The organism is Acinetobacter sp. WZC-1 (assembly GCF_052544965.1).
The window spans coordinates 1,549,901-1,572,658 of the sequence record NZ_CP199370.1 but is presented as its reverse complement, the minus strand read 5'-3'; the positions used below and the strand labels follow the sequence as shown (position 1 = coordinate 1,572,658).

19 protein-coding genes are annotated in these 22,758 nt (G+C 46.8%); 7 read left to right on the top strand and 12 right to left on the bottom strand.

The window, feature by feature from the left end; translation table 11 throughout:
- Positions 1 to 2: 2 nt before the first annotated feature.
- The 9 genes from rpsR to ppsA all read right to left on the bottom strand — a co-directional run bounded on the left by rpsR (position 3) and on the right by ppsA (position 9,907).
- Positions 3 to 230: a 30S ribosomal protein S18 gene (gene rpsR, locus ACT6PV_RS07245; protein ID WP_445115739.1), complete on the bottom strand. Its 228-nt coding sequence runs from the start codon at positions 228 to 230 to the stop codon at positions 3 to 5.
- A gap of 11 nt (positions 231 to 241) precedes the next feature.
- The gene (rpsF, locus tag ACT6PV_RS07240) at positions 242 to 631 is read right to left on the bottom strand and encodes a 30S ribosomal protein S6 (RefSeq protein WP_445115738.1); all 390 of its coding nucleotides are present in this window, start codon (positions 629 to 631) and stop codon (positions 242 to 244) included.
- Between the two features lie 297 nt (positions 632 to 928).
- Positions 929 to 1,807 (bottom strand): heme o synthase, encoded by an 879-nt coding sequence (cyoE, locus tag ACT6PV_RS07235; RefSeq protein ID WP_445115737.1) that lies wholly within the window; start codon positions 1,805 to 1,807, stop codon positions 929 to 931.
- 10 nt (positions 1,808 to 1,817) lie between these two features.
- Entirely contained in the window at positions 1,818 to 2,150 is a 333-nt protein-coding gene (gene cyoD, locus ACT6PV_RS07230; protein ID WP_445115736.1) for a cytochrome o ubiquinol oxidase subunit IV, read from the bottom strand.
- The gene (gene cyoC / locus ACT6PV_RS07225; RefSeq protein WP_445115735.1) at positions 2,150 to 2,767 is read right to left on the bottom strand and encodes a cytochrome o ubiquinol oxidase subunit III; all 618 of its coding nucleotides are present in this window, start codon (positions 2,765 to 2,767) and stop codon (positions 2,150 to 2,152) included. The genes cyoD and cyoC overlap by 1 nt, the downstream gene beginning before the upstream one ends.
- Positions 2,768 to 2,771: 4 nt before the next feature.
- Entirely contained in the window at positions 2,772 to 4,760 is a 1,989-nt protein-coding gene (gene cyoB, locus ACT6PV_RS07220; RefSeq protein WP_445115734.1) for a cytochrome o ubiquinol oxidase subunit I, read from the bottom strand.
- A gap of 3 nt (positions 4,761 to 4,763) precedes the next feature.
- Positions 4,764 to 5,810, bottom strand: a complete 1,047-nt coding sequence (cyoA, locus tag ACT6PV_RS07215; RefSeq protein ID WP_445115733.1) for a ubiquinol oxidase subunit II — start codon at positions 5,808 to 5,810, stop codon at positions 4,764 to 4,766.
- Positions 5,811 to 6,130: 320 nt separating this feature from the next.
- Complete coding sequence (locus tag ACT6PV_RS07210) at positions 6,131 to 6,877, bottom strand: RDD family protein (RefSeq protein WP_445115732.1); 747 nt, start codon at positions 6,875 to 6,877, stop codon at positions 6,131 to 6,133.
- A 651-nt stretch (positions 6,878 to 7,528) separates the two neighbouring features.
- Positions 7,529 to 9,907 carry a phosphoenolpyruvate synthase gene (gene ppsA / locus ACT6PV_RS07205; protein WP_445115731.1) on the bottom strand — a complete coding sequence of 793 codons (2,379 nt, stop codon included), beginning with the start codon at positions 9,905 to 9,907 and terminating at the stop codon, positions 7,529 to 7,531.
- A 156-nt stretch (positions 9,908 to 10,063) separates the two neighbouring features.
- On the opposite strand from ppsA, the gene ppsR reads away from it, so the two are divergent.
- A complete protein-coding gene (ppsR, locus tag ACT6PV_RS07200) occupies positions 10,064 to 10,900 on the top strand; it encodes a posphoenolpyruvate synthetase regulatory kinase/phosphorylase PpsR (protein WP_445115730.1) in 837 nt (278 codons plus the stop codon).
- Between the two features lie 55 nt (positions 10,901 to 10,955).
- On the opposite strand, the gene ACT6PV_RS07195 is transcribed toward ppsR, so the two are convergent.
- The 3 genes from ACT6PV_RS07195 to ACT6PV_RS07185 all read right to left on the bottom strand — a co-directional run bounded on the left by ACT6PV_RS07195 (position 10,956) and on the right by ACT6PV_RS07185 (position 13,371).
- Positions 10,956 to 11,960 (bottom strand): LLM class flavin-dependent oxidoreductase, encoded by a 1,005-nt coding sequence (locus tag ACT6PV_RS07195; RefSeq protein ID WP_445115729.1) that lies wholly within the window; start codon positions 11,958 to 11,960, stop codon positions 10,956 to 10,958.
- A gap of 194 nt (positions 11,961 to 12,154) precedes the next feature.
- The gene (locus ACT6PV_RS07190) at positions 12,155 to 12,664 is read right to left on the bottom strand and encodes a hypothetical protein (RefSeq protein WP_445115728.1); all 510 of its coding nucleotides are present in this window, start codon (positions 12,662 to 12,664) and stop codon (positions 12,155 to 12,157) included.
- A 278-nt stretch (positions 12,665 to 12,942) separates the two neighbouring features.
- The gene (locus tag ACT6PV_RS07185; RefSeq protein ID WP_445115727.1) at positions 12,943 to 13,371 is read right to left on the bottom strand and encodes a hypothetical protein; all 429 of its coding nucleotides are present in this window, start codon (positions 13,369 to 13,371) and stop codon (positions 12,943 to 12,945) included.
- 365 nt (positions 13,372 to 13,736) lie between these two features.
- Here ACT6PV_RS07185 and prfA point away from each other — a divergent pair, with 365 nt between their 5' ends.
- The 6 genes from prfA to ACT6PV_RS07155 all read left to right on the top strand — a co-directional run bounded on the left by prfA (position 13,737) and on the right by ACT6PV_RS07155 (position 22,755).
- Positions 13,737 to 14,825, top strand: a complete 1,089-nt coding sequence (gene prfA / locus ACT6PV_RS07180) for a peptide chain release factor 1 (protein WP_445115726.1) — start codon at positions 13,737 to 13,739, stop codon at positions 14,823 to 14,825.
- Entirely contained in the window at positions 14,825 to 15,640 is an 816-nt protein-coding gene (gene prmC, locus ACT6PV_RS07175) for a peptide chain release factor N(5)-glutamine methyltransferase (protein WP_445115725.1), read from the top strand. The genes prfA and prmC overlap by 1 nt, the downstream gene beginning before the upstream one ends.
- A 395-nt stretch (positions 15,641 to 16,035) precedes the next feature.
- Complete coding sequence (gene atzF, locus ACT6PV_RS07170) at positions 16,036 to 17,865, top strand: allophanate hydrolase (protein ID WP_445115724.1); 1,830 nt, start codon at positions 16,036 to 16,038, stop codon at positions 17,863 to 17,865.
- Between the two features lie 20 nt (positions 17,866 to 17,885).
- Positions 17,886 to 21,488, top strand: a complete 3,603-nt coding sequence (gene uca / locus ACT6PV_RS07165; RefSeq protein ID WP_445115723.1) for an urea carboxylase — start codon at positions 17,886 to 17,888, stop codon at positions 21,486 to 21,488.
- Positions 21,489 to 21,492: 4 nt separating this feature from the next.
- A complete protein-coding gene (locus ACT6PV_RS07160) occupies positions 21,493 to 22,188 on the top strand; it encodes a GntR family transcriptional regulator (protein WP_445115722.1) in 696 nt (231 codons plus the stop codon).
- A gap of 282 nt (positions 22,189 to 22,470) precedes the next feature.
- Positions 22,471 to 22,755, top strand: coding sequence for a hypothetical protein (locus ACT6PV_RS07155; protein WP_445115721.1), 285 nt, complete (start codon positions 22,471 to 22,473; stop codon positions 22,753 to 22,755).
- The last annotated feature ends 3 nt before the right edge of the window (positions 22,756 to 22,758 follow it).

The window sequence follows — 22,758 nt, the reverse complement described above, 5'->3', positions numbered from 1 at the left end:
CCTCACTTATGGTTGTCAGTGTAAGGGATCAAAGCCAGGTAGCGGGCTTGCTTGATGGCAAGGGCCAGCTGACGCTGATAACGAGCTTTTGTACCCGTGATACGGCTTGGAACAATCTTGCCGTTTTCAGTGATATACTGTTTCAGAGTGTCTGTATCTTTGTAATCGATATATGTCACGTTCTCAGCTGTAAAGCGGCAGAACTTGCGACGACGGTAAAAGCGTGCCATTAATGTTCTCCTTAAGCTTCTTCAGCAGATTCCAGTACTTGTTGTGCTTCTTCACGTTGTGCTTTACGCGCACGTTTTTCTTCAGCACTTTTAGCAAGCAGGGATTCTTCAGTGATTGCGTGTTCACGACGGATGATAAGACTGCGAATAATTGCATCGTTATAACGGAACAATTCTTCAAGTTCATCAAGCGTGGTCTGACTGCATTCGATATTCATCAGAATGTAGTGCGCTTTGTGGATTTTGTTGATTGGGTAAGCCAATTGGCGACGGCCCCAGTCTTCAAGACGGTGAATTTGACCTTCAGCTTCCTTGATCTGGGAAATGTAGCGTTCTACCATTCCCACAACCTGATCGCTTTGGTCTGGATGTACCAGCAGTACGATTTCGTAGTGACGCATTGTCAGCTCCTTACGGTTTATGCAGCCCCAGTTTCAAAAAACTGAAGCAAGGAGTCACAATCCAATGGATTGTGTCGCAAAATTGCGAGGTCTGAATTTTAGGGCCTAATCTGTAAAAATACAAGGACTAAAATCATGAATGTCAGTTTAAATCCATATCGGTTGTGGTCTGGTGCAGAATAACCGGAGATGATGAAGAAACGGATGACAGCATGGGACGACAGACAGTCCAGTGATGGCGGACCAGGCTAAAACCCGGAAGATAGAGCAGGGCTCTATCTTTTTTGAACCGGACTTTTAGAAAAGTGGCAGATGCGGTGCGGGAGAAACATAGCTGAAACTAAAGCTGAAACTTAATACGGTGATTAAAATCACTGAATATAAAAATGAATGTTTCGCCCATAATTGGTCATTTTCTGCCTTAAAACCTGCCAGGGATAAATAGATCCAGTAAGCACACAGGACATTAAAAACAACCAGGAAGATAATATTGGTATAGCCAATACAGTACAGACCATTTAATACACCGGTAAATAACAGCACATAAATCAGGCTTTCAACCTTTGTACGGTAAATGGAGCGTGCAATTGGTAATATTGGTATTCCTGCATTTTTGTAGTCATCATAACGATAGACTGCGATTCCCCAGGAATGCGGCATTTGCCATAGTGCATAGGCCAGGAAAATCAGCAATGCAGCGACATCAAACTCATTTGAAACTGCGGTATAACCAATCACAGGTGGGCTTGCGCCGGAAATACTGCCAATGAGTGTTTGATGAATGGTAATTCTTTTACTCCACAGGCTGTAAAAAATCACATAGACCACAAAGCCGAGTACAGCAAAAGCAAACGCATAGGCATTGACAAAAAACCATAATAAGCCGAAGCCAAGTAATCCCAGTCCAGCAGCAAACAGTGATGCTACAGCCGGGCTGATGGTTTTCTGAACCAGTGCACGATTCATGGTGCGCAGCATTTTCTGGTCAATGTCCTGATCAATAATATTATTCAGAACACAGCCAGAAGCGACTACGCAGGTTGTACCGGATAATGTAAGAAAGAGAAGGAGGAAATCCACTGAACCCTGGGCGGCCAGGAAAAAGCCGCCCAGCGTGGTAACGAAGTTACCAAAGAGAATTCCTGGTTTAGTCAGGAATAAATACTTTTTAAACATGACGATCAGTTTAGATCATCATGTTTGAATGTAAATAATTCATGATCCATACCGAACCGACCAGCAATACTGCGATGGTCAGAATGGTATAGATGAATGCAATCACGTTCCAGCGTTGTTCCGATGAAGAGTTCATATGCAGGAAGAAAACCAGCTGTACAAGTACCTGAGCAATGGCCGTAATTGCAATGGTGGCAATAATGGCGCCACGGCTGAAATCTTCAGTGTGCATTGCCATATAAAATGGAACAATGGTCAGCAACACTGAAAGAATAAAGCCGATGGTATATTGCTTAAAGTTACCGTGTGATGCACCGGCAGCATTATGTTCATGACTACTCATTATACAACTCCCATCAGATAAACCACGCTGAATACACAGATCCAGACGATGTCAAGGAAGTGCCAGAACAGGCTCAGACAGGCAAGACGACGTGTATTGGTTGTTGTCAGACCATATTTTTTGAGCTGAACCATCAATACAATCATCCACACCAGGCCAGAGGTAACGTGAATCCCGTGCGTACCCACCAGGGTGAAGAACGCGGAAAGGAATGCACTGTGGCTCGGGCCATGACCTTCATGAACCAGATGATGAAACTCATACAGTTCCATGCCAATAAACGATGCACCAAAGATGAATGTGACGATCAGCCATAAAATGACCTGGTTCACTTTCTTTTTGTATGAAGCGAGTACTGCAAAACCAAAAGTCACAGAAGAAATGAGCAGGGCAAAGGTTTCAGTTAAAACGAAACCCAGAGTGTCACCAAACAGCTCTTTCGGACTTGGAGTTCCAGGTGGAATATGACTGCTTAATACAGCGAACGCGATGAAGAGTGTACCGAATAAAATCAAGTCACTCATCAGGTATGTCCAAAAACCAAAGACGGTCAGATCAGTATCATCGTGATGATGATCATCATGTCCGTGGTTGTCGTGATGAAGTACTTCAGCCATTTCCTTAGTCCTTCTTCAGATGTTGTTCAAGTAACGCATAGCGTTCATTTTCAATGCGCTCAACCTCAGCAGCAGGCACGTAGTAATCCACTTTTTTGGTGAATGAACTGACGATAAAGCTTATGATGGAACCGATGAAGGTCATAACGGCCAGCCACCAGATATGCCAGACCAGCGCAAAGCCCATGATGGTCAGCAGCATGCCAATAACGAAACCGGCAGCACGATCAGTCGGCATATGAATGGCTTCATATTTTTCCGGACGTGCATAGGCCACACCGTTTTCCTTGTCAGTCCAGAAACGATCAATACCGTTACCTTCCGGAACCTGTGCAAAGTTATAAAAAGGTGCAGGGGATGACGTTGCCCATTCAAGCGTACGGGCATCCCACGGATCACCGGTATGGTCCATATGCTCATGGCGCTGCAGGTAACCCACGATAATCTGCATCAGGAAGCAGGCAATACCGATTGCAACCAGGCATGAACCAAAGAAGGCAATGGCCAGGTAAGGGTCCCATTCCGGATTGTCATATGTATTCAGACGACGGGTCATGCCCATAAAGCCCAGAATATATAGCGGAATGAATGCAAAATAGAAACCAAAGAACCAGAACCAGAACGAGGCTTTACCCCATGCTTCATTTAATTTCCAGCCAAACATTTTTGGCCAGTAAAAAGTGATGCCGGCAAACATACCGAACACCACACCGCCAATAATTACGTTATGGAAGTGAGCAATAAGGAACAGCGAGTTATGCACCAGAAAGTCCGCAGGTGGCACAGCCATGAGTACACCGGTTAAACCACCAATACCGAACGTCACCAGGAAGCCCAGAGTCCAGTACATAGGTGTGGTGAAAGTAATGCGTCCTTTGTACATGGTAAATAACCATGAAAAGATTTTCACACCGGTTGGAATCGCAATCACCATGGTCATAATACCGAAGAACGCATTGACGTTGGCGCCGGCGCCCATGGTAAAGAAATGGTGAACCCATACCACAAATGCAAGTACGGTAATTGCAATGGTTGCATACACCATTGACTTGTAACCAAATAATGATTTACGGCTGAATACGGAAGTTACTTCAGAGAAAATACCGAATGCAGGTAAGATCAGAATATAAACTTCCGGGTGACCCCAGGTCCAGATCAGGTTCACATACAGCATTGGACTGCCGCCAAGCTCATTGGTGAAGAAATGGAAGTCGAAGTAACGGTCCAGCGCCAGCATTGCGATGGTTGCAGTCAGTACCGGGAATGATGCAATGATCAGTACGGCAGTACACAGTGCAGTCCAGGTAAAGATGGGCATATCCATCAGGCTCATGCCGGGAGCACGCATCTTGATGATGGTCACAAAGAAATTGACACCGGTCAGCAGTGTCCCGAGTCCCGAAACCTGCAGGGCCCAGATATAATAGTCAACACCGACCCCTGGAGAATACTGAATACCGGACAGAGGAGGGTAAGCCATCCAGCCTGTTGCAGCAAATTCACCCAGTACAAGTGAGGCCATCATTAATCCGGCTGCGCCGGCAAATAACCAGAAACTGACCGAGTTCAATAATGGAAAGGCAACGTCACGTGCACCAATCTGCAGAGGTACCGTGATGTTCATCATACCAACCACAAGACCCATGGCAACAAAGAAGATCATGATGACACCATGTGCGGTGAAAATCTGATCATAGTGGTCCGGGTGCAGATAACCTTCACCGCCGCCTTTGGCCAGGAACAACTGGAGACGCATCATGATGGCATCGGCAAAACCACGCACCAACATGACCACAGACACCAGGATATACATGATACCGATTTTTTTATGGTCTACTGAAGTAAACCATTCTTTCCACAGATAACCCCATTTTTTGAAATAGGTGATACCGCCAAGTATTGCAATTGCGCCAAGTGCCATGATGATCATTGTCACAATAACAAGAGGCTCTTTCGGGATGGCATCCCAATTGAGTTTACCTAATAACAACATGTCTTATTCCTCTACAGAAGCAGTCCCATGTTCAACAACCTGATGAGCAGTTGTCTCAGCATGGTCTGCGCCATGGTAGTTACTCATGTATGTGTTAATCACGGACTTGAACAATTCAGGCTCAACGGAAGAATAATAAGTCACAGCATGAGGCCTGGTCGGGAAAGGACCTTTACGTTCAGCTTCTTCTGCAAGGGCTTTTTCTTTGGGCGTATGAGCATTATTGACCATTGCTTCAATCTGGTGAACAGAACGGTCGCCATCTTTAAGGGATGCAAATTCCGCATGATCCAGCGCAGTTTTCTGCACAGCTTCAGCATTGATTGACGTGCCTTTTCCGGTTTTCACCGCAGCAATCCAGTCATTGAATTCGGTATCAGTCACACTGTATGCCCTGAACCGCATCTGAGTAAAGCCATAGCCGCTGTAGTTGGCCGAAAAGCCCCGATATACACCAGTATGATCTGCCAGCATGTGGAGTTGTGTCTGCATGCCTGCCATTGCATAAATCTGACCTGCCAACTGTGGAATGAAGAAAGAGTTCATTGTAAAGTTGGAGGTGATATCGAAATCAATGGGGGTTTTCTCTGGGAACCGCACTTCATTAATTGTTGCAATTTGCTGTTCCGGGTAGATGAAAACCCATTTGAATTGTTCTGCTATAACCTGAATGGTCAATGGCGTCTTATCTGATTCAAGTGGACGGTATGGGTCATACTTATGTGAACCCCACCATGTTAACCAGGCTAAAATACCAATAATAATGACTGGAACACCCCAGACCACAATTTCAATTGAAGTGGAGTGTGCCCAGGTAGGCTTATAGTCTGCATTCCTGTTCGACGCACGATATTTCCAACCAAACCATAATGCCATCAGGATCGAAGGGATCACAACGAGTAACATTAAATAGATCGCAGTCATCATCAGGCTACTTTGACCTGCAGCGACCGGACCTTTAGAGTTTAGAAGTACAATATCACCACCACACCCGGTTAAAAGTATGGCCAGCGTAGATAAAGACAATGCAGCTAAAATCGTTTGTCTCATTTTACAACCTCGGTGAAGAGTCCCATTCCCTAAGTAAATCTGGGATAGCGATTAAAGTGTCGCATGATTGGGAATGTAATGGATGCATGGCACATGCAATGCAGGTATTCCCAATGATCTGACACCCTGTGTTGTAGGGCATTATGCCTTATATCAAAAAACTTAGCTATACATAAAGTGGCTTTAATAAGCGTCTGCAAAGCCAGCTTTTTTACTCGGAATTGACTATTCTGACAGCATTGCGGCGAAAAATCGGAGGCAAAAAAAATGAGACGAATATTCGTCTCACTGGCTGGTTGCGGATGATTATTTACGGCTGATTACTTAATGACTCTGGTCCGGGCCAGTTTGTCATGCAGCGTCTGGCGTTTGCTGTTCAGGCCAAATATATGATCCACAATTGCGATAAAAGGCATAAAGATTAAATTAAGAACCACAAAAAGCAGGCTGCGTAATAAAAAGACACGGGTCAGGGAAACTTTCTCACCGGAATCTGCATCCACAATTCTGATGCCCGTCAGTTTCTTACCCAGGCTCTGTCCTGATTTTGCCAGCAGGAAAGCCTGTACTGCAAGCATGATGACGACATAAACCAGCATGGCCTGCCAGGCTTCAATCGGGATCAGGCTGATCAATTGCTGTTGTAACTGCAGGGCCTGGGTGGAACTACTTGCTGCCTGCATTTTTTCCTGAATATCAGCAAGTTGAGTAACTTCCTGTTGATTCATAAAAAAGGAGGGAATGCTTGCTGCCGGAAGCCACAATAATAAGTCGATCAGTTTTGCCAGGATGCGTGAACCGAAGCTTGCCAGTTCATTTTTTTCTGTTCTGCTGACCTCTATCCGACTGATGGTGCTGTTTTGTGTCGGATGTACAGGAAGGCTATGACCGGCCGGATGATAGACCAGCTGACCCTGGGTCAGCTCACCCAGTGGTTTCCATTCGGCCATTCCCTGATGCCAGGTCAGATCGGTCAGTAAAATTTGCTGGCTTGCAAGCATCTGATTGATCTGATCCAGAGTATATGGACCAGCTTGTTGATTATTACGTGCCAAGTAAATTTGCATAAAACTAAAATCTCAAAATCTGGAAGAAAATAAAATCAGTGACTACAGTATTTTATTACAGAATGTTGTTCAGGCATACAGCAATACTGTATTGCTAAAACATTGTACGGGCTAAAAAACGGAGTAAAAGATATGGGTTGACTGAATGAATGAAGTCATTAAATTATATTTTAAAAGAGCGGTGATGTGAAATAAAAACTGTCCGATCCTGATGATTTACAGGGTACGACACATAAAATAAAACGCTGTTTATGGAATTATCCATCTGACGGGTCAAACAATGCGGATGAGCATGAATACCTGGAAAATGATCGATATAATCAACCTGTCAAAAAATTCATACGGCTGCAAACAAAGCTGCGCTTTGTTTTTGCTCATGTTGGGCGAGGGGTACATCCAGAGCAACTATAAAGCACTGCTTTGAAGGCAGCGCAAGTCCGCCAACGGCAGGACAATCATCCATGACTCAAAAGTGCAAAAATATATTTTTCATTTATAATCAATATTTTGAGTAAAATCATATGCATGAATAATTAGGTGGTTTGACTATAAATGAATTATTAAAAAGAAAAACAGCTATCTGCTTTTTTGTCATTCCTGGTCAATCAAAAAAGCCCATTACATGAATGGGCTTTCTGAACTTTTGTCTGCTCAGTTTTGTTTGATTTTCTCTTCTGCCAGGAAGAACCATGTGTCCAGCACAGAGTCCGGATTCAGGGAAACAGATTCAATACCCTGTTCCATCAGCCATTTGGCAAGATCGGGATGATCAGAAGGTCCCTGACCACAGATTCCGATATATTTACCTGCTTTGCGGCAGGCATGAATCGCCATGGACAGCAGTGCTTTTACTGCAGGATCACGTTCATCAAACAGATGGGAAACAATACCGGAGTCACGGTCCAGACCCAGGGTTAACTGAGTCAGGTCATTGGAACCAATGGAGAAACCATCAAAGTGCTCAAGGAACTGTTCAGCCAGCAGTGCATTGGTTGGCAGTTCACACATCATAATTACTTTCAGACCATTTTCACCGCGTCTCAAACCATTTTGTGCCAATAGTTCAATCACACGTTTTGCTTCAGAAACAGTACGTACAAATGGAATCATAATCTGAATATTGGTCAGTCCCATTTCATCACGTACTTTTTTCAGTGCCCGGCATTCAAGCTCAAAACAGTCACGGAAATTATCTGAAACATAGCGGCTTGCTCCCCGGAAACCCAGCATTGGATTTTCTTCTTCCGGTTCGTACAGTTTCCCGCCAATTAAGTTTGCATATTCATTTGACTTAAAATCAGACATACGGACAATGACCGGTTTATCTGCAAACGCAGCAGCCAGCGTTGAAATACCCTCCACCAGTTTTTCAACGTAGAAGTCAATCGGTGATGCATAGCCAGCAGTCCGGGTCATAACTGCAGCACGTGTTTCACGTGGCAGGCTGTCAATGTTCAGTAATGCTTTTGGATGCACACCAATCATCCGATTGATGATGAACTCAAGACGGGCAAGGCCAATCCCTTCGTTGGGAATCTGGGCAAAGTCAAATGCACGGTCCGGGTTACCGACGTTCATCATAATTTTAAACGACAATTTCGGCATGGATTCAATGGAGTTGCGCTGAATCTCAAAATCCAGTGCACCTTCATAAACAAAACCGGTATCACCCTCAGCACAGGATACGGTCACTTCCTGGCCATCAGTCAGTACTTCAGTGGCATTACCGGAACCGACAATGGCAGGAACACCCAGTTCACGGGCAATAATGGCAGCATGACAGGTACGGCCACCGCGGTTGGTGACAATTGCCGCAGCACGTTTCATGATCGGTTCCCAGTCAGGGTCAGTCATGTCAGACACCAATACATCACCCGGCTGAACTTTATCCATTTCCTTAATGGAGGTCACCACACGGACTTTACCGGAACCAATCCGCTGACCGATTGAACGGCCTTCACACAGTACGGTCCCTTTCTGTTTCAGCAGGTAGCGTTCCATGGTGCCAACATTTTCACGGCTTTTTACTGTTTCAGGACGGGCCTGAACAATATACAACTGACCGTCATCACCATCTTTTGCCCATTCAATGTCCATAGGCGCATTGTAATGTTCTTCAATAATCATGGCCTGTTTCGCCAGTTCCTGCAATTCCATGTCATTCAGGGCAAACTGCTGGCGTTCCTGTTTTTCAACATCAACCACCACCACAGACTTACCGGCAGAACCTTCTTCACCATAAATCATTTTCTGGTGTTTGGAACCCAGATTACGACGCAGAACTGCATGCTTGCCGGCTTTGATCAATGGTTTTGAAATATAGAACTCATCGGGGTTTACTGCGCCCTGAACCACCATTTCACCCAGACCATAAGAGGCGGTGATAAATACGGCATCACGGAAACCTGACTCGGTATCCAGGGTAAACATTACCCCGGCAGCACCTGTTTCAGAGCGCACCATACGCTGGATACCGGCAGAGAGCGCAACCACGTCATGGTCAAAATTCTGGTGAACCCGGTAGGCAATTGCACGGTCATTATATAAAGAGGCAAATACTTCCTTAATAGCGACTAAGACGTTATCAATACCACGAATATTCAGGAAAGTTTCCTGCTGACCGGCAAAGGAGGCATCCGGTAAATCTTCTGCTGTTGCCGAGGAGCGGACTGCAACCGCAATATCCGGGTTTCCGCTGGCCAATACTGTAAATGCATCACGTACTTCTTTTTCCAGCTCAGGAGTGAGGGGCGTATCTACAATCCATTGACGAATTTTTGCACCTGTTTCAGCCAGGGCATTGACGTCATCAACGTTCAGCTGCTTTAACTCAGCTGAAATTTTTGCATTCAAACCACTTTGTTCAAGGAATTCACGATAAGCTGCTGCAGTCGTTGCAAATCCACCTGGTACAGAAACACCGGCATTTGCCAGATGACTGATCATTTCACCAAGTGAAGCGTTTTTACCACCTACGATCTCAACGTCGTGTTTCCCCAGTTTTTCCAGACTGATTACGCGTGCTTCCAAAGTCGTTACTCCACTTTTGCAGTATTAATCACTATATTTGGCATGAAATTATAACAAAAAACTTAGCATTTTAATTCAACTAAGTGATAGTCATGTAAGATGGGTTTACTATAAAGATTATACAGCAGCAAGACAAATGTTTGAGGAGAATTTTTAATGTCGGAAAGTAAACAGATCAGGCGGAGTGTGTTTTTTGTTTCCGATGGTACGGCCATTACAGCCGAGACCCTGGGACATTCATTACTGGCACAGTTTCCCAATGTGAACTTTGACATTCATATTATCCCCTACATTGCCTCAGAAGAAGCTGCCATGAATGTGGTCGAGGAAATCAACAGAAGAGCCGAACAGGATGGACAGCAGCCACTGGTTTTTGACACGCTGGTTGATCCCTATGTACGCGATATTATCAATACCGCCAATGCCGTGAATCTGGATGTTTTTGAAGGGCTGATCAGTAAATTGTCCGATGTGCTGGGGACACCGCCGACAGCACTGGTGGGGCAAACACATGCAGTAACCGATTCTGAGTCCTATAAATCCCGTATTGATGCAGTACATTTTGCGCTGGACAATGACGATGGCGCCCGTACCCGGCACTACGATAAAGCCGATCTGATTCTGATTGGGGTGTCACGTTCCGGTAAAACGCCGACCTCCATTTATTTGTCATTACAATTTGGTATTCGGGTGGCAAACTATCCACTGACCGAAGAAGACCTGGATGATAACCGTCTGCCGCAGGTGTTAAGGGAACATAAACATAAGCTGTTTGGGCTGATGATTGATGCAGAACGACTGGTTGCCATTCGTACTGAACGCAAGGCCAATAGCCGTTATGCAAGTTTCAGTCAGTGTCAGATGGAGCTGCGGGCAGTTGAGGGCATTTATATTTCAGAAGGCATTAAATATTTAAATGTGTCTGAGATGTCCATTGAAGAAATTTCAACCCGTATTTTGCAGATGACTGGTCTGAAACGTCGGATTGTTTAAAAGGCGCTGATGCATCCCGGCCTGATTTCAGCCAGCAGGATTCTGTAGATGTGCTTTATGACTGATGTTTTATGTCCATCAGCAAACTGAAATTATCCAGGCGTTTTTCAGTCTCATAAATGTCACAGGTAAAAATAAACTCGTCTACCTCATACTGTTTCAGCAGCCGGTTCAGTCCGGCGCTGACTGTTTCGACAGAACCAATCTGCGCCATCGCCAGAAAGTTCTGAACCGCAATTTTTTCAGCAGCTGACCAGCGTCCTTCCATGCTTTCCACCGGAGCTTTCAGTTTAATGCTCTGGCCTGTCAATAAATGCTGTATCCGCTGATAGACACTGGTTGCCAGGTATTGGGCTTCTGCATCTGTGTCTGCAACGACCGTTGGAACCGCCATGGCCACATAGGGTTTATCCAGATATTCAGAAGCTTCAAAATTGTCACGGTACAGCTGAATGGCCTGATCCAGCAGGCGTGGTGCAAAATGTGAAGCAAATGAATAGGGTAGTCCCAGTCTGGCGGCAAGCTGAGCACTGAACAGGCTTGAACCCAGCAGCCATACCGGAACATGGGTCCCCTGGCCGGGTGTTGCGGTAATTCGCTGTCCTGGTACGGCATCTGCAAAATAATGCAGAATTTCCACCACGTCCTGTGGGAACTGTTCTTCTGTTTCCTGACGCCCGCGTCTCAGTGCACGCATGGTCGGCTGATCACTGCCCGGCGCACGTCCCAGTCCCAGATCAATCCGACCCGGATACAGTGTGGCCAGCGTACCGAACTGTTCTGCAACCACAAGTGGAGCATGGTTGGGCAGCATGATTCCACCGGAGCCGACCCGTATATGCTGTGTATTTGCCAACAGGTAACCCAGCAGTACCGCGGTGGCTGAACTGGCGATTCCATCCATATTGTGATGTTCTGCAAGCCAGATACGTTCATAGCCCAGTTTCTCTGCATGCTGCGTCAGTTCCAGGGCATGCCTCAGGGAAAATTCGATACTCTGGTTGTCACGTACCGGAGCAAGTTCCAGTATGGAAAATTTAGTGTCCTGAATGGATCGCATGCGCATGTCCCTGGTCAATTTATATCGAAATAATACGATATAAGAAGGCACTTGTATATCGAAAATTTTCGATTTATGTGGGGATGATCACGGCCATCATAAAGTGGATATGCGCTGTGAACAAAGTGTGCATCCTGTCCTGAAACAAAAAAGACACCGGATAAGTGTCTTTTTGATCAAAGCTAATCAAACGATTAACGATAGTGCTTATAGTGGCCCCGGTGCCATCCATTATCGTGTCGGTAATGACGACCGTTGTAACGATAACCGTCATCTCTGTAGCCATTACGGTAACCGTAGCGATTATTGTCATAACGATTGTAACGGTCATCATAGCGACGATCTTCACTGACCTTACGGCCAAGTACTGAACCACCGGCAGCCCCCAGACCTGCGCCTGCATAGCCGCCTGTAGTTCCGGCAATATTTCGGCCTACAGTATAACCACCGGCACCGCCCAGTGCACCGCCAATGATGGCACCGGTACGGTCACGACGATTGGTGGATGCTGCTGCGCCACCGGCACCGCCCAATGCAGAACCAATCATGGCACCTGTTGAACCACCCATCTGCTGGCCAATGGCAGCACCGACCACACCTCCAAGGCCTGAGGTTAATGCAACACGTGAACTGTTGTCAGCATATGCTGTTGTCATTGTTACTGCTGCGATTACAGTCGCAGTAATTATGGCTTGTAGTTTCATATTTAAACTCCTTTGGATGGAGGTTCCGATTCATTGTTGATCCTGAGTTCAATGTACTCAAAGACTGAGATTTGATTGTGAATGGCCATGTAGTCAAGATGATTGATTCAGTAAATACATTGTATTTTTTCTGCTGTTTTTCTCCATAATCAGCTGGGTCCAGCCCACAGCTCCGGTGGACTGCTATGCGGGCTGGAATGTTGTTTGTCATGGCATGTGTTTAAAAATCTAGGGCAAATAAAAAGCACCCGCAGGTGCTTTGGTATGTCGTCTGGACATTAATGACGACGATGTTTTTTGTAACGCTTTTTGTTGTACTTGCGCTGATCATAACGGCGATCTTCAGATACTTTTTTACCCAGTGCTGAACCACCGGCAGCCCCTAAGGCTGAGCCAATATAACCGCCGGAAGTTCCTCCGACATTTTTACCGACGGTATAACCACCGACACCACCCAGACCACCACCAATGGCAGCGCCGGTACGGTCACGGCGGTTGGTTGCTACCGCAGCACCGCCTGCACCACCCACTGCTGAACCGATCATGGCGCCGGTATTTCCACCCATATGTTTTCCGATGGCGGTACCTGCAACACTGCCTAAGGCTGAAGTTGCTGCAACACGGCCTGTATTATCTGCATGGGCATTTACGCTGAATACTGTAGCAACTGTCAGTACAGTGCTGAATAACATTTGATTGAATTTCATTTTGTGCTCCACGGCTTGAATCCATGCCGCTAAATGTAACAAAAAGCTTCATGAAAAATGTGGAGAAGCATACCGGGTACTGGAGTGTTTTGTATCTGATTGTGTGTCTTTGATTGCAATTGCTGTTTATATCGTCAGCTGGCTGACCTGTTGGTAGAAACTGTGTGCAGAATGACTGAAATACATGATTCAACGCATGAAATATCGGCTTAAAACTCAGCGATACCGGTGAGGATATGTCATTTGAATGACAGAATCGGTAAACTACGCATAATTGAGCAATAACCATTGAGCTGATCCGACCGAACTGTTGCAAATATACAGCATGCAACCAGGCCGGGTATTGAATTGAGATTTGATTGAACATGAAACAATCGTTACGTTTACGATTAGACCAGCTATGTGATCGGCAGGAAGAATTAACGGCATTACTGGCAGATATGGAAGTGATATCTGACAACAGGCGTTTTCGCAATTTATCACGTGAACATAATGATTTAACAGAAATTACAGCGGTCTGGCAGAAGTACAGACAGGCAGAAGCTGATATTGAAACAGCCGAAGCCATGTTGTCTGATCCTGATTTTAAGGAAATGGCACAGGAAGAAATCAGGGAGAATAAAGCACAGCTTGAACAGCTGGAAGCTGACCTGAACATTCTTATGATTCCAAGGGACCCGAATGATGCCAATGCAGCCTATCTGGAAATCCGTGCCGGAACCGGGGGCGATGAAGCGGCAATTTTTTCCGGTGATTTATTCCGCATGTACAGTAAATATGCGGAAACTCAGGGTTGGCGTGTGGAAATTCTTTCAGAAAATGAAGGTGAGCATGGTGGTTATAAGGAAATCATTTGTCTGGTGAATGGTGAAGGTGTGTATGGCCGCTTAAAGTTTGAAAGCGGCGCACATCGTGTACAGCGGGTTCCAGCCACAGAATCACAGGGCCGGGTACATACCTCAGCCTGTACTGTAGCCATTTTGCCGGAAGTGGATGTGGATACCTCAGTGGATATTAATCCTGCAGATTTACGCATAGACACTTACCGGGCTTCCGGTGCCGGTGGTCAGCACATTAACAAAACCGATTCTGCCGTGCGGATTACACACATCCCGACGGGCACCGTAGTTGAGTGCCAGGATGAACGCTCACAGCATAAGAACAAGGCAAAAGCGATGGCCTTGCTTGCATCACGACTGGAAAATGCCAAACGTGCAGCAGCAGATGCCGCGACTTCTGAAATGCGTCGTGATCTGGTCGGTTCGGGTGATCGTTCAGAGCGTATCCGTACTTATAACTATCCTCAGGGACGCATGACAGACCATCGTATTAACTTAACCCTGTATAAGCTGGATGCCGTTATGGAAGGAGACCTGACCGAATTACTGGACAGTCTGCACCGTGAATATCAGGCAGACCAGCTCGCGTTGCTGGCTCAGCAGAATGGTGGCTGATGAAGATTGCAGAGGCGCTGGCACTGCGTGGTGAACCGGACAGTTATGAACGTCAGGAAAATGCCTGGTTACTGGAACATTTACTGAACATTCCGCTGTTGATGCTGAAGTTAGCAATGGACCAGGAACTGACCGGGCAACAGCAGCTGGATTATCTGCAGGCCCTGCATCGGCTGAAAAGTGGAGAACCACTGGCTTATATCACCGGTTCACAACCGTTCTGGACGCTGGATTTAAACGTGACCACCGATACATTGGTGCCGCGTCCGGATACCGAAATACTGGTGGAAACCGTGCTGAATTTAAACCTGCCGGAAAATGCCAGTATTGTGGATCTGGGAACCGGGACCGGTGCCATTGCATTGTCACTGGCCAGTGAGCGTCCGGCATGGTCGATCACTGCAACAGATATTCACCTGCCTGCCTTAAAGGTTGCTCAGGGAAATGCTGAAAAATATGCTTTCAACCAGGTCAGCTTTTGCTGTGGTGCCTGGTATGCGGCTTTATCTGCTCAGAAATTTGATCTGATTGTGTCCAACCCACCTTATATCGATGCGGCAGATCAGCATATGAAGCAACTGGCTTGTGAGCCTGAACGGGCACTGGTGGCGGCTGACCGCGGTCTGTCCGATATTGACATCATTCTTGATCAGGGACGTTACTGGCTGAATACCCACGGCTGGATCGCGCTTGAGCATGGCTATGATCAGGGCATTGCAGTCAGAGAGCTTTTTGAGCGTTATGGTTTTTCAGAGATTAAAACAGTCCGGGATTATGGTGGAAATGAACGGGTCACTCTGGGGCAACATGTATAAGCCTGGATAGCTATGAAATGAACATGGCATAAAAGTGGATGATTAAAAGCGTGTAGGCCTGGTACAACCGGATAATCACAACAGTATAATTTTGTCCTGCGCCGGCTGAATTTCCCGGAATTTGCGATACAGCAGCATTTTACTGACTCAAAATTAATCATAGCGTTCCATTGTGGTGCGGTTTGGTCCCAGTAAAAGTCATCACAATCACCCAGCCCATGGATGGGATCTTTCCATCATATGACACCAGGCGATGCGATCAAGACTGAATATTGTCATGGACTGACTACAAGTAAATACTGCCTGATTCACCCTGACACAGGATAAGAAAAAACAAACTGGCATGGTTAATGCTTTATTGAATTCAAACTTGTATACAAGATGGAATTCATGACATGCAGTACCCAAACACAATAGGATGGACCATCAGCGACTGGCAAAAGGCCTATTCAGCACAAAAAATACAATTGCAACATCTGCACGAGCTGGTCCGCAGTTTTGATCCGGCAGACCCTGCATGGATTTCCATTGCAACCAAAGATATTCTGAATCAGCAGATTGAAGACTTAAAAACCCGCAGTGCCAATGCAGAAGACCTTTACCGACAATTTCCGTTATACGGTATCCCGTTTGCAGTAAAAGACAATATTGATGTGATGGGTTTTGCAACCACTGCGGCCTGTAAAGTCTTCATAGATATTGCCCAGTCTGATGCAACCGTGATTCAGTTGTTGAAACAGGCCGGGGCAGTGGTGGTTGCCAAGACCAATCTGGACCAGTTTGCCACAGGTTTAGTGGGAACACGCTCACCATTTGGTGCGGTAAGTAACAGTTTTAACCCTGAATATGTCAGTGGTGGTTCCAGTTCCGGTTCTGCCAGTGTGGTTGCCCGCGGATTGGTGCCATTTTCGCTGGGTACAGATACCGCCGGTTCCGGTCGGGTACCCGCAGCATTTAATAATATTGTCGGCTTAAAACCAACCCGGGGACGTTTTTCAATACAGGGGCTATTGCCTGCCTGCAAAAGCATTGACTGTATTTCAGTTTTTGCACTGACGGTTGCAGATGCTGAACAGGCTGCCAATCTCATGGAAAGCTATGACCTCAATGACGGATATTCCCGTAAAAACCCGCAGACAGCACCAGCACGGTTTTCCAGCGGATTAAATTTTGCCATTCCTGCCCGGCTGGAGTTCTTTGGAGATCGCCAGTCAGAACAGGCCTTTGCTCATACGCTGAAGATTCTGGCTTCCATGAATGCCACGGTGACCGAAATTGATTTCTCGGTATTTGAGCAGCTGGCAGCGCAGCTCTATCAGGGTCCATGGGTTGCAGAGCGTACCGTGGCAGTGGAGGAACTGCTGAATAGCCAGCCTGAGGCATTTGATCCAACCGTACTGGAAATTATCAGCAAAGGTAAAAACTATTCAGCGATGGATGCCTATAAGGCTGAATATATGAAACAGGCATTGGCAAGACAGATTCAGACCATACTGGCCGGCTTTGATGCATTAATTGTGCCTACGTCTCCCACCATACATACACTGGCAGAAATGGCGCAGTCCCCGATTGAATATAACTCTCAGTTTGGGACTTATACCAATTTTACCAATCTGGCTGATCTGAGTGCGCTTGCGATACCGGCCGCATTCAGGGAAGACGGTCTGCCATTTGGCATTTCACTGATTGCACCGGCCTGGCATGATACTGCACTGACACACTTTGGCAAGATCTGGCAAAGCTATCTGGGACTGCGGATCGGGGCGACAGATCGGCAATTACTGGTCGGCCCCTCTGCGGCCACTGTTTCAAAACACCATGTCCGTGTCGCAGTGGTCGGCGCGCATCTGACCGGCATGCCACTGAATTTTCAGTTGACGACCCGGGATGCCGTTCATATTGAAACCCTGAAAACTTCTGAAAATTATTCACTTTTTGCCCTGAATGGTACTGTTCCACCCAAACCGGGTCTGGCGCGAAATAGCCAGTCAGGTCAGCAGATCATTGTTGAATTGTGGGATGTTCCTACAGCCCGTTTCGGCGAATTTGTTGCTGAAATTCCGGCGCCGCTGGGCATGGGTAATGTCGAGCTGGAGGACGGCCGCTGGGTGAAAGGTTTTATCTGTGAACCCTATGGTCTGGCAGATGCTGAGGACATCAGTCATTTTGGTGGATGGCGCGCCTTTATTCAGCACCGCAATAGTCAAGCCACTCAAAATACTTAAAAATTCAGGGAAAAAGACTCATGTTCAAGACTGTATTAATAGCAAACCGTGGTGAAATTGCGGTCCGTGCAATCAAAAGCCTGAAAAAACTGGGCATTACCAGTGTGGCGGTATATTCAGACAGCGACCGTTATGCTCAGCATGTCCAGCACGCAGATCTGGCTGTTGCATTGCAGGGCGTGAAGCCTGCAGAGACTTATCTGAGCATCGACAAATTGATTCAGGCAGCAAAACAGACCGGTGCAGAAGCGATCTTTCCCGGTTATGGTTTTTTATCGGAAAGTGCAGAGTTTGCCCGGGCCTGCGAGGACAATAATATTGCCTTTATGGGACCGACAGCAGAACAGATTCTCGAATTTGGCCTGAAACACCGGGCCCGGGAACTGGCGGCCGCGGCAAATGTTCCCATGACACCAGGCACAGGCCTACTGAACAGTCTGGATGAAGCACTGGCCGCGGCAGAACGGATTGGTTATCCAATTATGCTCAAAAGTACCGCAGGTGGCGGTGGTATTGGTCTCACCCGGTGTGATTCTGCACAGGCTCTGCAGGATGCCTATGAAAGTGTCAAACGAATGGGGGAGCAGTTTTTTAAGGATTCCGGTGTATTCCTGGAACGCTTTATAGATAAAGCCCGCCATGTGGAAGTGCAGATTTTTGGGGATGGTCAGGGCCAGGTGATCGCACTCGGTGAACGTGACTGTTCCTTACAGCGCCGCAACCAGAAAGTGGTGGAAGAAACACCGGCAGCCAATCTGCCTGAAACCACCCGTCAGAAACTGCATCAGGCGGCGGTTGAACTGGGGCAATCGGTCAGATACCGCAGTGCCGGTACGATTGAGTTTATTTACGATGCAGCACGGGATGAGTTTTATTTTCTGGAGGTGAATACCCGCTTACAGGTTGAACATCCGGTCACTGAAATGGTCACCGGCCTGGACCTGATCGAATGCATGCTGAAAGTTGCTGCAGGTGATCCACTGGACTGGGCCGGTCTGAAAAACATTAAACCGCAGGGTGCTGCAATAGAAGTACGGATTTATGCAGAAGACCCGGTAAAAAACTTTCAGCCAAGTCCCGGTATCTTAACTGAAGTCTATTTCCCCGAAAATATCCGGGTAGACAGCTGGGTGGACACAGGAACAGAAATTTCCCCGTATTTTGATCCCATGATTGCCAAAATCATTGTACATGCAGAAAACCGTAACGCAGCCATTGCAAAACTACAGCAGGCATTGTCTGAAACACGACTGAATGGCATCAGCACTAACCTGGATTATGCACGGGCCGTCATTTCTGATCATCGTTTTAAAGCCATGCAAATATGGACCCGGATGCTGGATGATTTCCAGTATATTCCCGAAGTGATTGAAGTGATCCAGCCAGGGACGCTCAGCTCCATTCAGGACTACCCTGGTCGCATCGGTTACTGGGATATTGGCGTGCCTCCTTCGGGTCCAATGGATGATTATGCCTTTCAGCTGGCCAACCGGATTGTTGGTAACCCAAAGCAGGCGGCCGGTTTTGAGTTCACGCTACAGGGGCCGACTTTAAAATTTCATGCAGATACCGTCATTGCACTGACAGGCGCTCCCAGCCCGGCAACGCTGGATGATCAGCCGGTCAGTTTCTGGCAACCTGTACAGGTCCGTGCGGGTCAGGTGCTGAAACTGAGCCAGGTTCAATCCGGCTGCCGCAGCTATCTGGCGATACGACATGGACTGGACGTGCCTTTATATCTGGGCAGCCGTGCAACATTCGCACTCGGAAATTTTGGTGGACATGCCGGCAGAACCCTGCGTGCCGGAGATATGATCAAAATGGTCAATCCGTCGCTGGCAGTGGCTGATTTACCGGTTGCCACAGATGAACCACAGACAATGTCTGAGACACTGATTCCTGAATATGGCCAGGAATGGAAAATTGGGGTGTTATACGGACCGCATGGCGCCCCGGATTTTTTTCAGCCGGCTTATATTGAAGAATTCTTTAACGCCAGCTGGACTGTACACTTCAACTCAAACCGGCTGGGCGTACGGTTATCCGGCCCGACACCGAGCTGGGCGCGGGAAAATGGTGGAGAGGCCGGCTTACATCCGTCCAATGTACATGATTGTGAATATGCCATTGGTGCCATCAATTTTACCGGAGATTTCCCGGTCATTCTCGCCAAGGATGGTCCAAGCCTGGGCGGATTTGTCTGTCCGGTCACCATTGCCAAAGCCGAACTGTGGAAAGTGGGGCAACTGAAGGCCGATGACCGCATCAGCTTTTATCCATTGACCGTGGAACAGGCCAATGCACTGGAACAGCAACAGATTGAACAGTTGCAGAATTTTACCAGTACGGGCTCTGATTACATGCTGCCTGAAACGGAAAGGCTGGGACAGACCATACTGGCATCCAGTGAAGCCACGGCACTTGCGCCTAAAACCGTATACCGGCAGGCAGGGGACAATTATATTCTGCTTGAATATGGTGAAAATGTCCTGGACCTGGCGCTGCGGTTACGGGTGCATCGCCTGATGCAGATGATCCGGGAGGAAAATATTGCCGGGATACTCGAACTGTCACCCGGTGTGCGGTCACTACAGATCAAATACGATGGCCTGACCATTGCCCAGGCTGAACTGATCCGGCAGCTGCTGATGCTGGAACAGCAAATGGGCGACTTAAGCGAACTGAAAATTCCTTCACGGATTATTCATTTACCCATGGCTTTTGAAGACAGTGCCACACTGGGTGCTGTGGAGCGCTATCAGCAAAGTGTCTGCGCCAGAGCACCGTGGTTGCCCAATAATGTTGATTTCATACAACGCATCAACGGCCTGCAAAGCCGGGAACAGGTCAGGGAGATTATTTTCAGTGCCAGCTATCTGATTCTGGGACTGGGTGACGTTTACTTAACTGCTCCCTGTGCCGTACCTATAGATCCCCGGCATCGTCTGCTCAGCTCAAAATACAATCCGGCACGGACCTTTACTGCCGAAGGCACCGTCGGTATTGGCGGTATGTACATGTGCATTTACGGTATGGATTCACCGGGTGGTTATCAACTGATTGGACGAACCTTGCCAATATGGAATAAATTTAAGAAAAACAGTCAGTTTGGAGACAAACAATGGTTTCTCAGATTTTTTGATCAGATTCAGTATTTTCCTGTCTCTGAAGCCGAACTGGATCAGTGGCGGGCAGACTTTGAATATGGACAGGCTGAAATTAAAATCGAGGAAACCACATTTGATTATGCGGCCTATCGGCAGTTCCTGGACACTGAAAAAGACAGTATTGCAGCATTTAAGCAAACGCAGCAGGCTGCATTTACCGAAGAAGTCAGTCGCTGGAAAGAAGAGGCTGACATGCCGGTTGAGCTTCCTGTCGAAACGGAAGACCACACCGATTACAGCCATTTATCGGCATTGAATGCCTCGATGACCGGAAATATCTGGAAAATCCTTGTTGAACCGGGTCAGCGGGTCAAACAGGGCGAGACCGTGGCTATTATTGAAGCCATGAAAATGGAATTACCTGTACATGCCACAGAGGAGGGCGTAATCAAAGCTGTAGTCTGTCGTGCCGGACAAACCGTTCACAGCGGTGATGCATTGGTCTATATGGAATAAGCCCATGAATCGTGTTAAATCATTCACTCATAAAAGCTCAGACAACTTGTCTGAGCTGGTTTATCAGAAAATCAAAAATGATATTTTTGATTTTAAACTGATTCCAGGCGAGCGTTTTACCGAATCTGAAATTGCCCTGGCCTATGCAGTCAGCAGAACACCAATCCGGCAGGCATTATATCGCTTACAGCAGGAGGGTTATGTTGAAGTTTCCTTTCGCAGTGGATGGCAGGTCCGTCCACTGAATTTTCAGTATTATGAGGAACTGTATGATGTCCGTATTGTGATTGAACAATATGCTGTACAGCAATTGTGCCTAAAAGAAGCCTGGCTGATTCCAGAACTGATTCAATTAAAAAATATATGGTGTATTGAACCCGATCATTATCTGCGGGATTTAAAAACCCTGTCACAGCAGGATGAAGATTTTCATTGCACGCTGGTCAATGCACTGGGCAATAGGGAAATGAGTAAGATTCATCAGGAAATAAGCGAAAAAATTCGGATTATCCGCCGACTTGATTTCTCCAGGGATGACCGGGTGGATGCCACCTACACCGAACATCAGCAGATTCTGGAATTTATTTTTGCTCAGCATAGCCATGCCGCCTTGCAGGCCATTGAAACCCATATCCGCCACAGTCGTGATGAAGTCAAAAAGATCACCCTGCAGATGCTGCATCTGAATGCAGGTTTATAAGCTGGACGTGTTGCTCAGGTCAATCTGAAATGTAATATTTCAGTACATCAATCAGGTTCCAGATCAGCCCGTCTGTCTGAAAAGACAGCGTATAAAAGCCAGTCTGAAAAAGAGAAATTGATAAAATACTGATTAAAATAAATACACTGGTTTGAATGTGACTGTTTGTAACAAAATGTCTGTAAAGAATTATTACCATTAAAATTAAAATGTTGATGGATAAACCGGCAACTCTGTTTCTATAATGCAGACAATGCATTGAATAACAATTAATTTCTGCTAATGAATTTCATATTACAACACATCCACGCCAAAATGGACCGGCTCGGGCTGAGTGCCCGCAACCGCAGCCTGCACATCCAGTTCTCAGACCCGGGCCTGAACCTACAGCTGACCGCAGTCCACATCCAGCGCTGGCTGGCGGACGGCACCGTAAAGAAAGGCGTGACCAATGCCAGTGGGGAAACTGAAAAAATAAAAACATCAGGTCCGCAAAAAGCCAATGTACTGATGGATGATGAAGATCATCAGGGTTACCGGGTTTCAAAGATGAATGACAATGAATAACAA

What these genes read in the sequence shown, in the direction of transcription:
- rpsR (WP_445115739.1), bottom strand. Translation starts at nt 230, where the DNA reads ATGGCACGCTTTTACCGTCGTCGCAAGTTCTGCCGCTTTACAGCTGAG.
- rpsF (WP_445115738.1), bottom strand. Translation starts at nt 631, where the DNA reads ATGCGTCACTACGAAATCGTACTGCTGGTACATCCAGACCAAAGCGAT.
- cyoE (WP_445115737.1), bottom strand. Translation starts at nt 1,807, where the DNA reads ATGTTTAAAAAGTATTTATTCCTGACTAAACCAGGAATTCTCTTTGGT.
- cyoD (WP_445115736.1), bottom strand. Translation starts at nt 2,150, where the DNA reads ATGAGTAGTCATGAACATAATGCTGCCGGTGCATCACACGGTAACTTT.
- cyoC (WP_445115735.1), bottom strand. Translation starts at nt 2,767, where the DNA reads ATGGCTGAAGTACTTCATCACGACAACCACGGACATGATGATCATCAT.
- cyoB (WP_445115734.1), bottom strand. Translation starts at nt 4,760, where the DNA reads ATGTTGTTATTAGGTAAACTCAATTGGGATGCCATCCCGAAAGAGCCT.
- cyoA (WP_445115733.1), bottom strand. Translation starts at nt 5,810, where the DNA reads ATGAGACAAACGATTTTAGCTGCATTGTCTTTATCTACGCTGGCCATA.
- ACT6PV_RS07210 (WP_445115732.1), bottom strand. Translation starts at nt 6,877, where the DNA reads ATGCAAATTTACTTGGCACGTAATAATCAACAAGCTGGTCCATATACT.
- ppsR (WP_445115730.1), top strand. Translation starts at nt 10,064, where the DNA reads ATGTCGGAAAGTAAACAGATCAGGCGGAGTGTGTTTTTTGTTTCCGAT.
- ACT6PV_RS07195 (WP_445115729.1), bottom strand. Translation starts at nt 11,960, where the DNA reads ATGCGATCCATTCAGGACACTAAATTTTCCATACTGGAACTTGCTCCG.
- ACT6PV_RS07190 (WP_445115728.1), bottom strand. Translation starts at nt 12,664, where the DNA reads ATGAAACTACAAGCCATAATTACTGCGACTGTAATCGCAGCAGTAACA.
- ACT6PV_RS07185 (WP_445115727.1), bottom strand. Translation starts at nt 13,371, where the DNA reads ATGAAATTCAATCAAATGTTATTCAGCACTGTACTGACAGTTGCTACA.
- prfA (WP_445115726.1), top strand. Translation starts at nt 13,737, where the DNA reads ATGAAACAATCGTTACGTTTACGATTAGACCAGCTATGTGATCGGCAG.
- prmC (WP_445115725.1), top strand. Translation starts at nt 14,825, where the DNA reads ATGAAGATTGCAGAGGCGCTGGCACTGCGTGGTGAACCGGACAGTTAT.
- atzF (WP_445115724.1), top strand. Translation starts at nt 16,036, where the DNA reads ATGCAGTACCCAAACACAATAGGATGGACCATCAGCGACTGGCAAAAG.
- uca (WP_445115723.1), top strand. Translation starts at nt 17,886, where the DNA reads ATGTTCAAGACTGTATTAATAGCAAACCGTGGTGAAATTGCGGTCCGT.
- ACT6PV_RS07160 (WP_445115722.1), top strand. Translation starts at nt 21,493, where the DNA reads ATGAATCGTGTTAAATCATTCACTCATAAAAGCTCAGACAACTTGTCT.
- ACT6PV_RS07155 (WP_445115721.1), top strand. Translation starts at nt 22,471, where the DNA reads ATGAATTTCATATTACAACACATCCACGCCAAAATGGACCGGCTCGGG.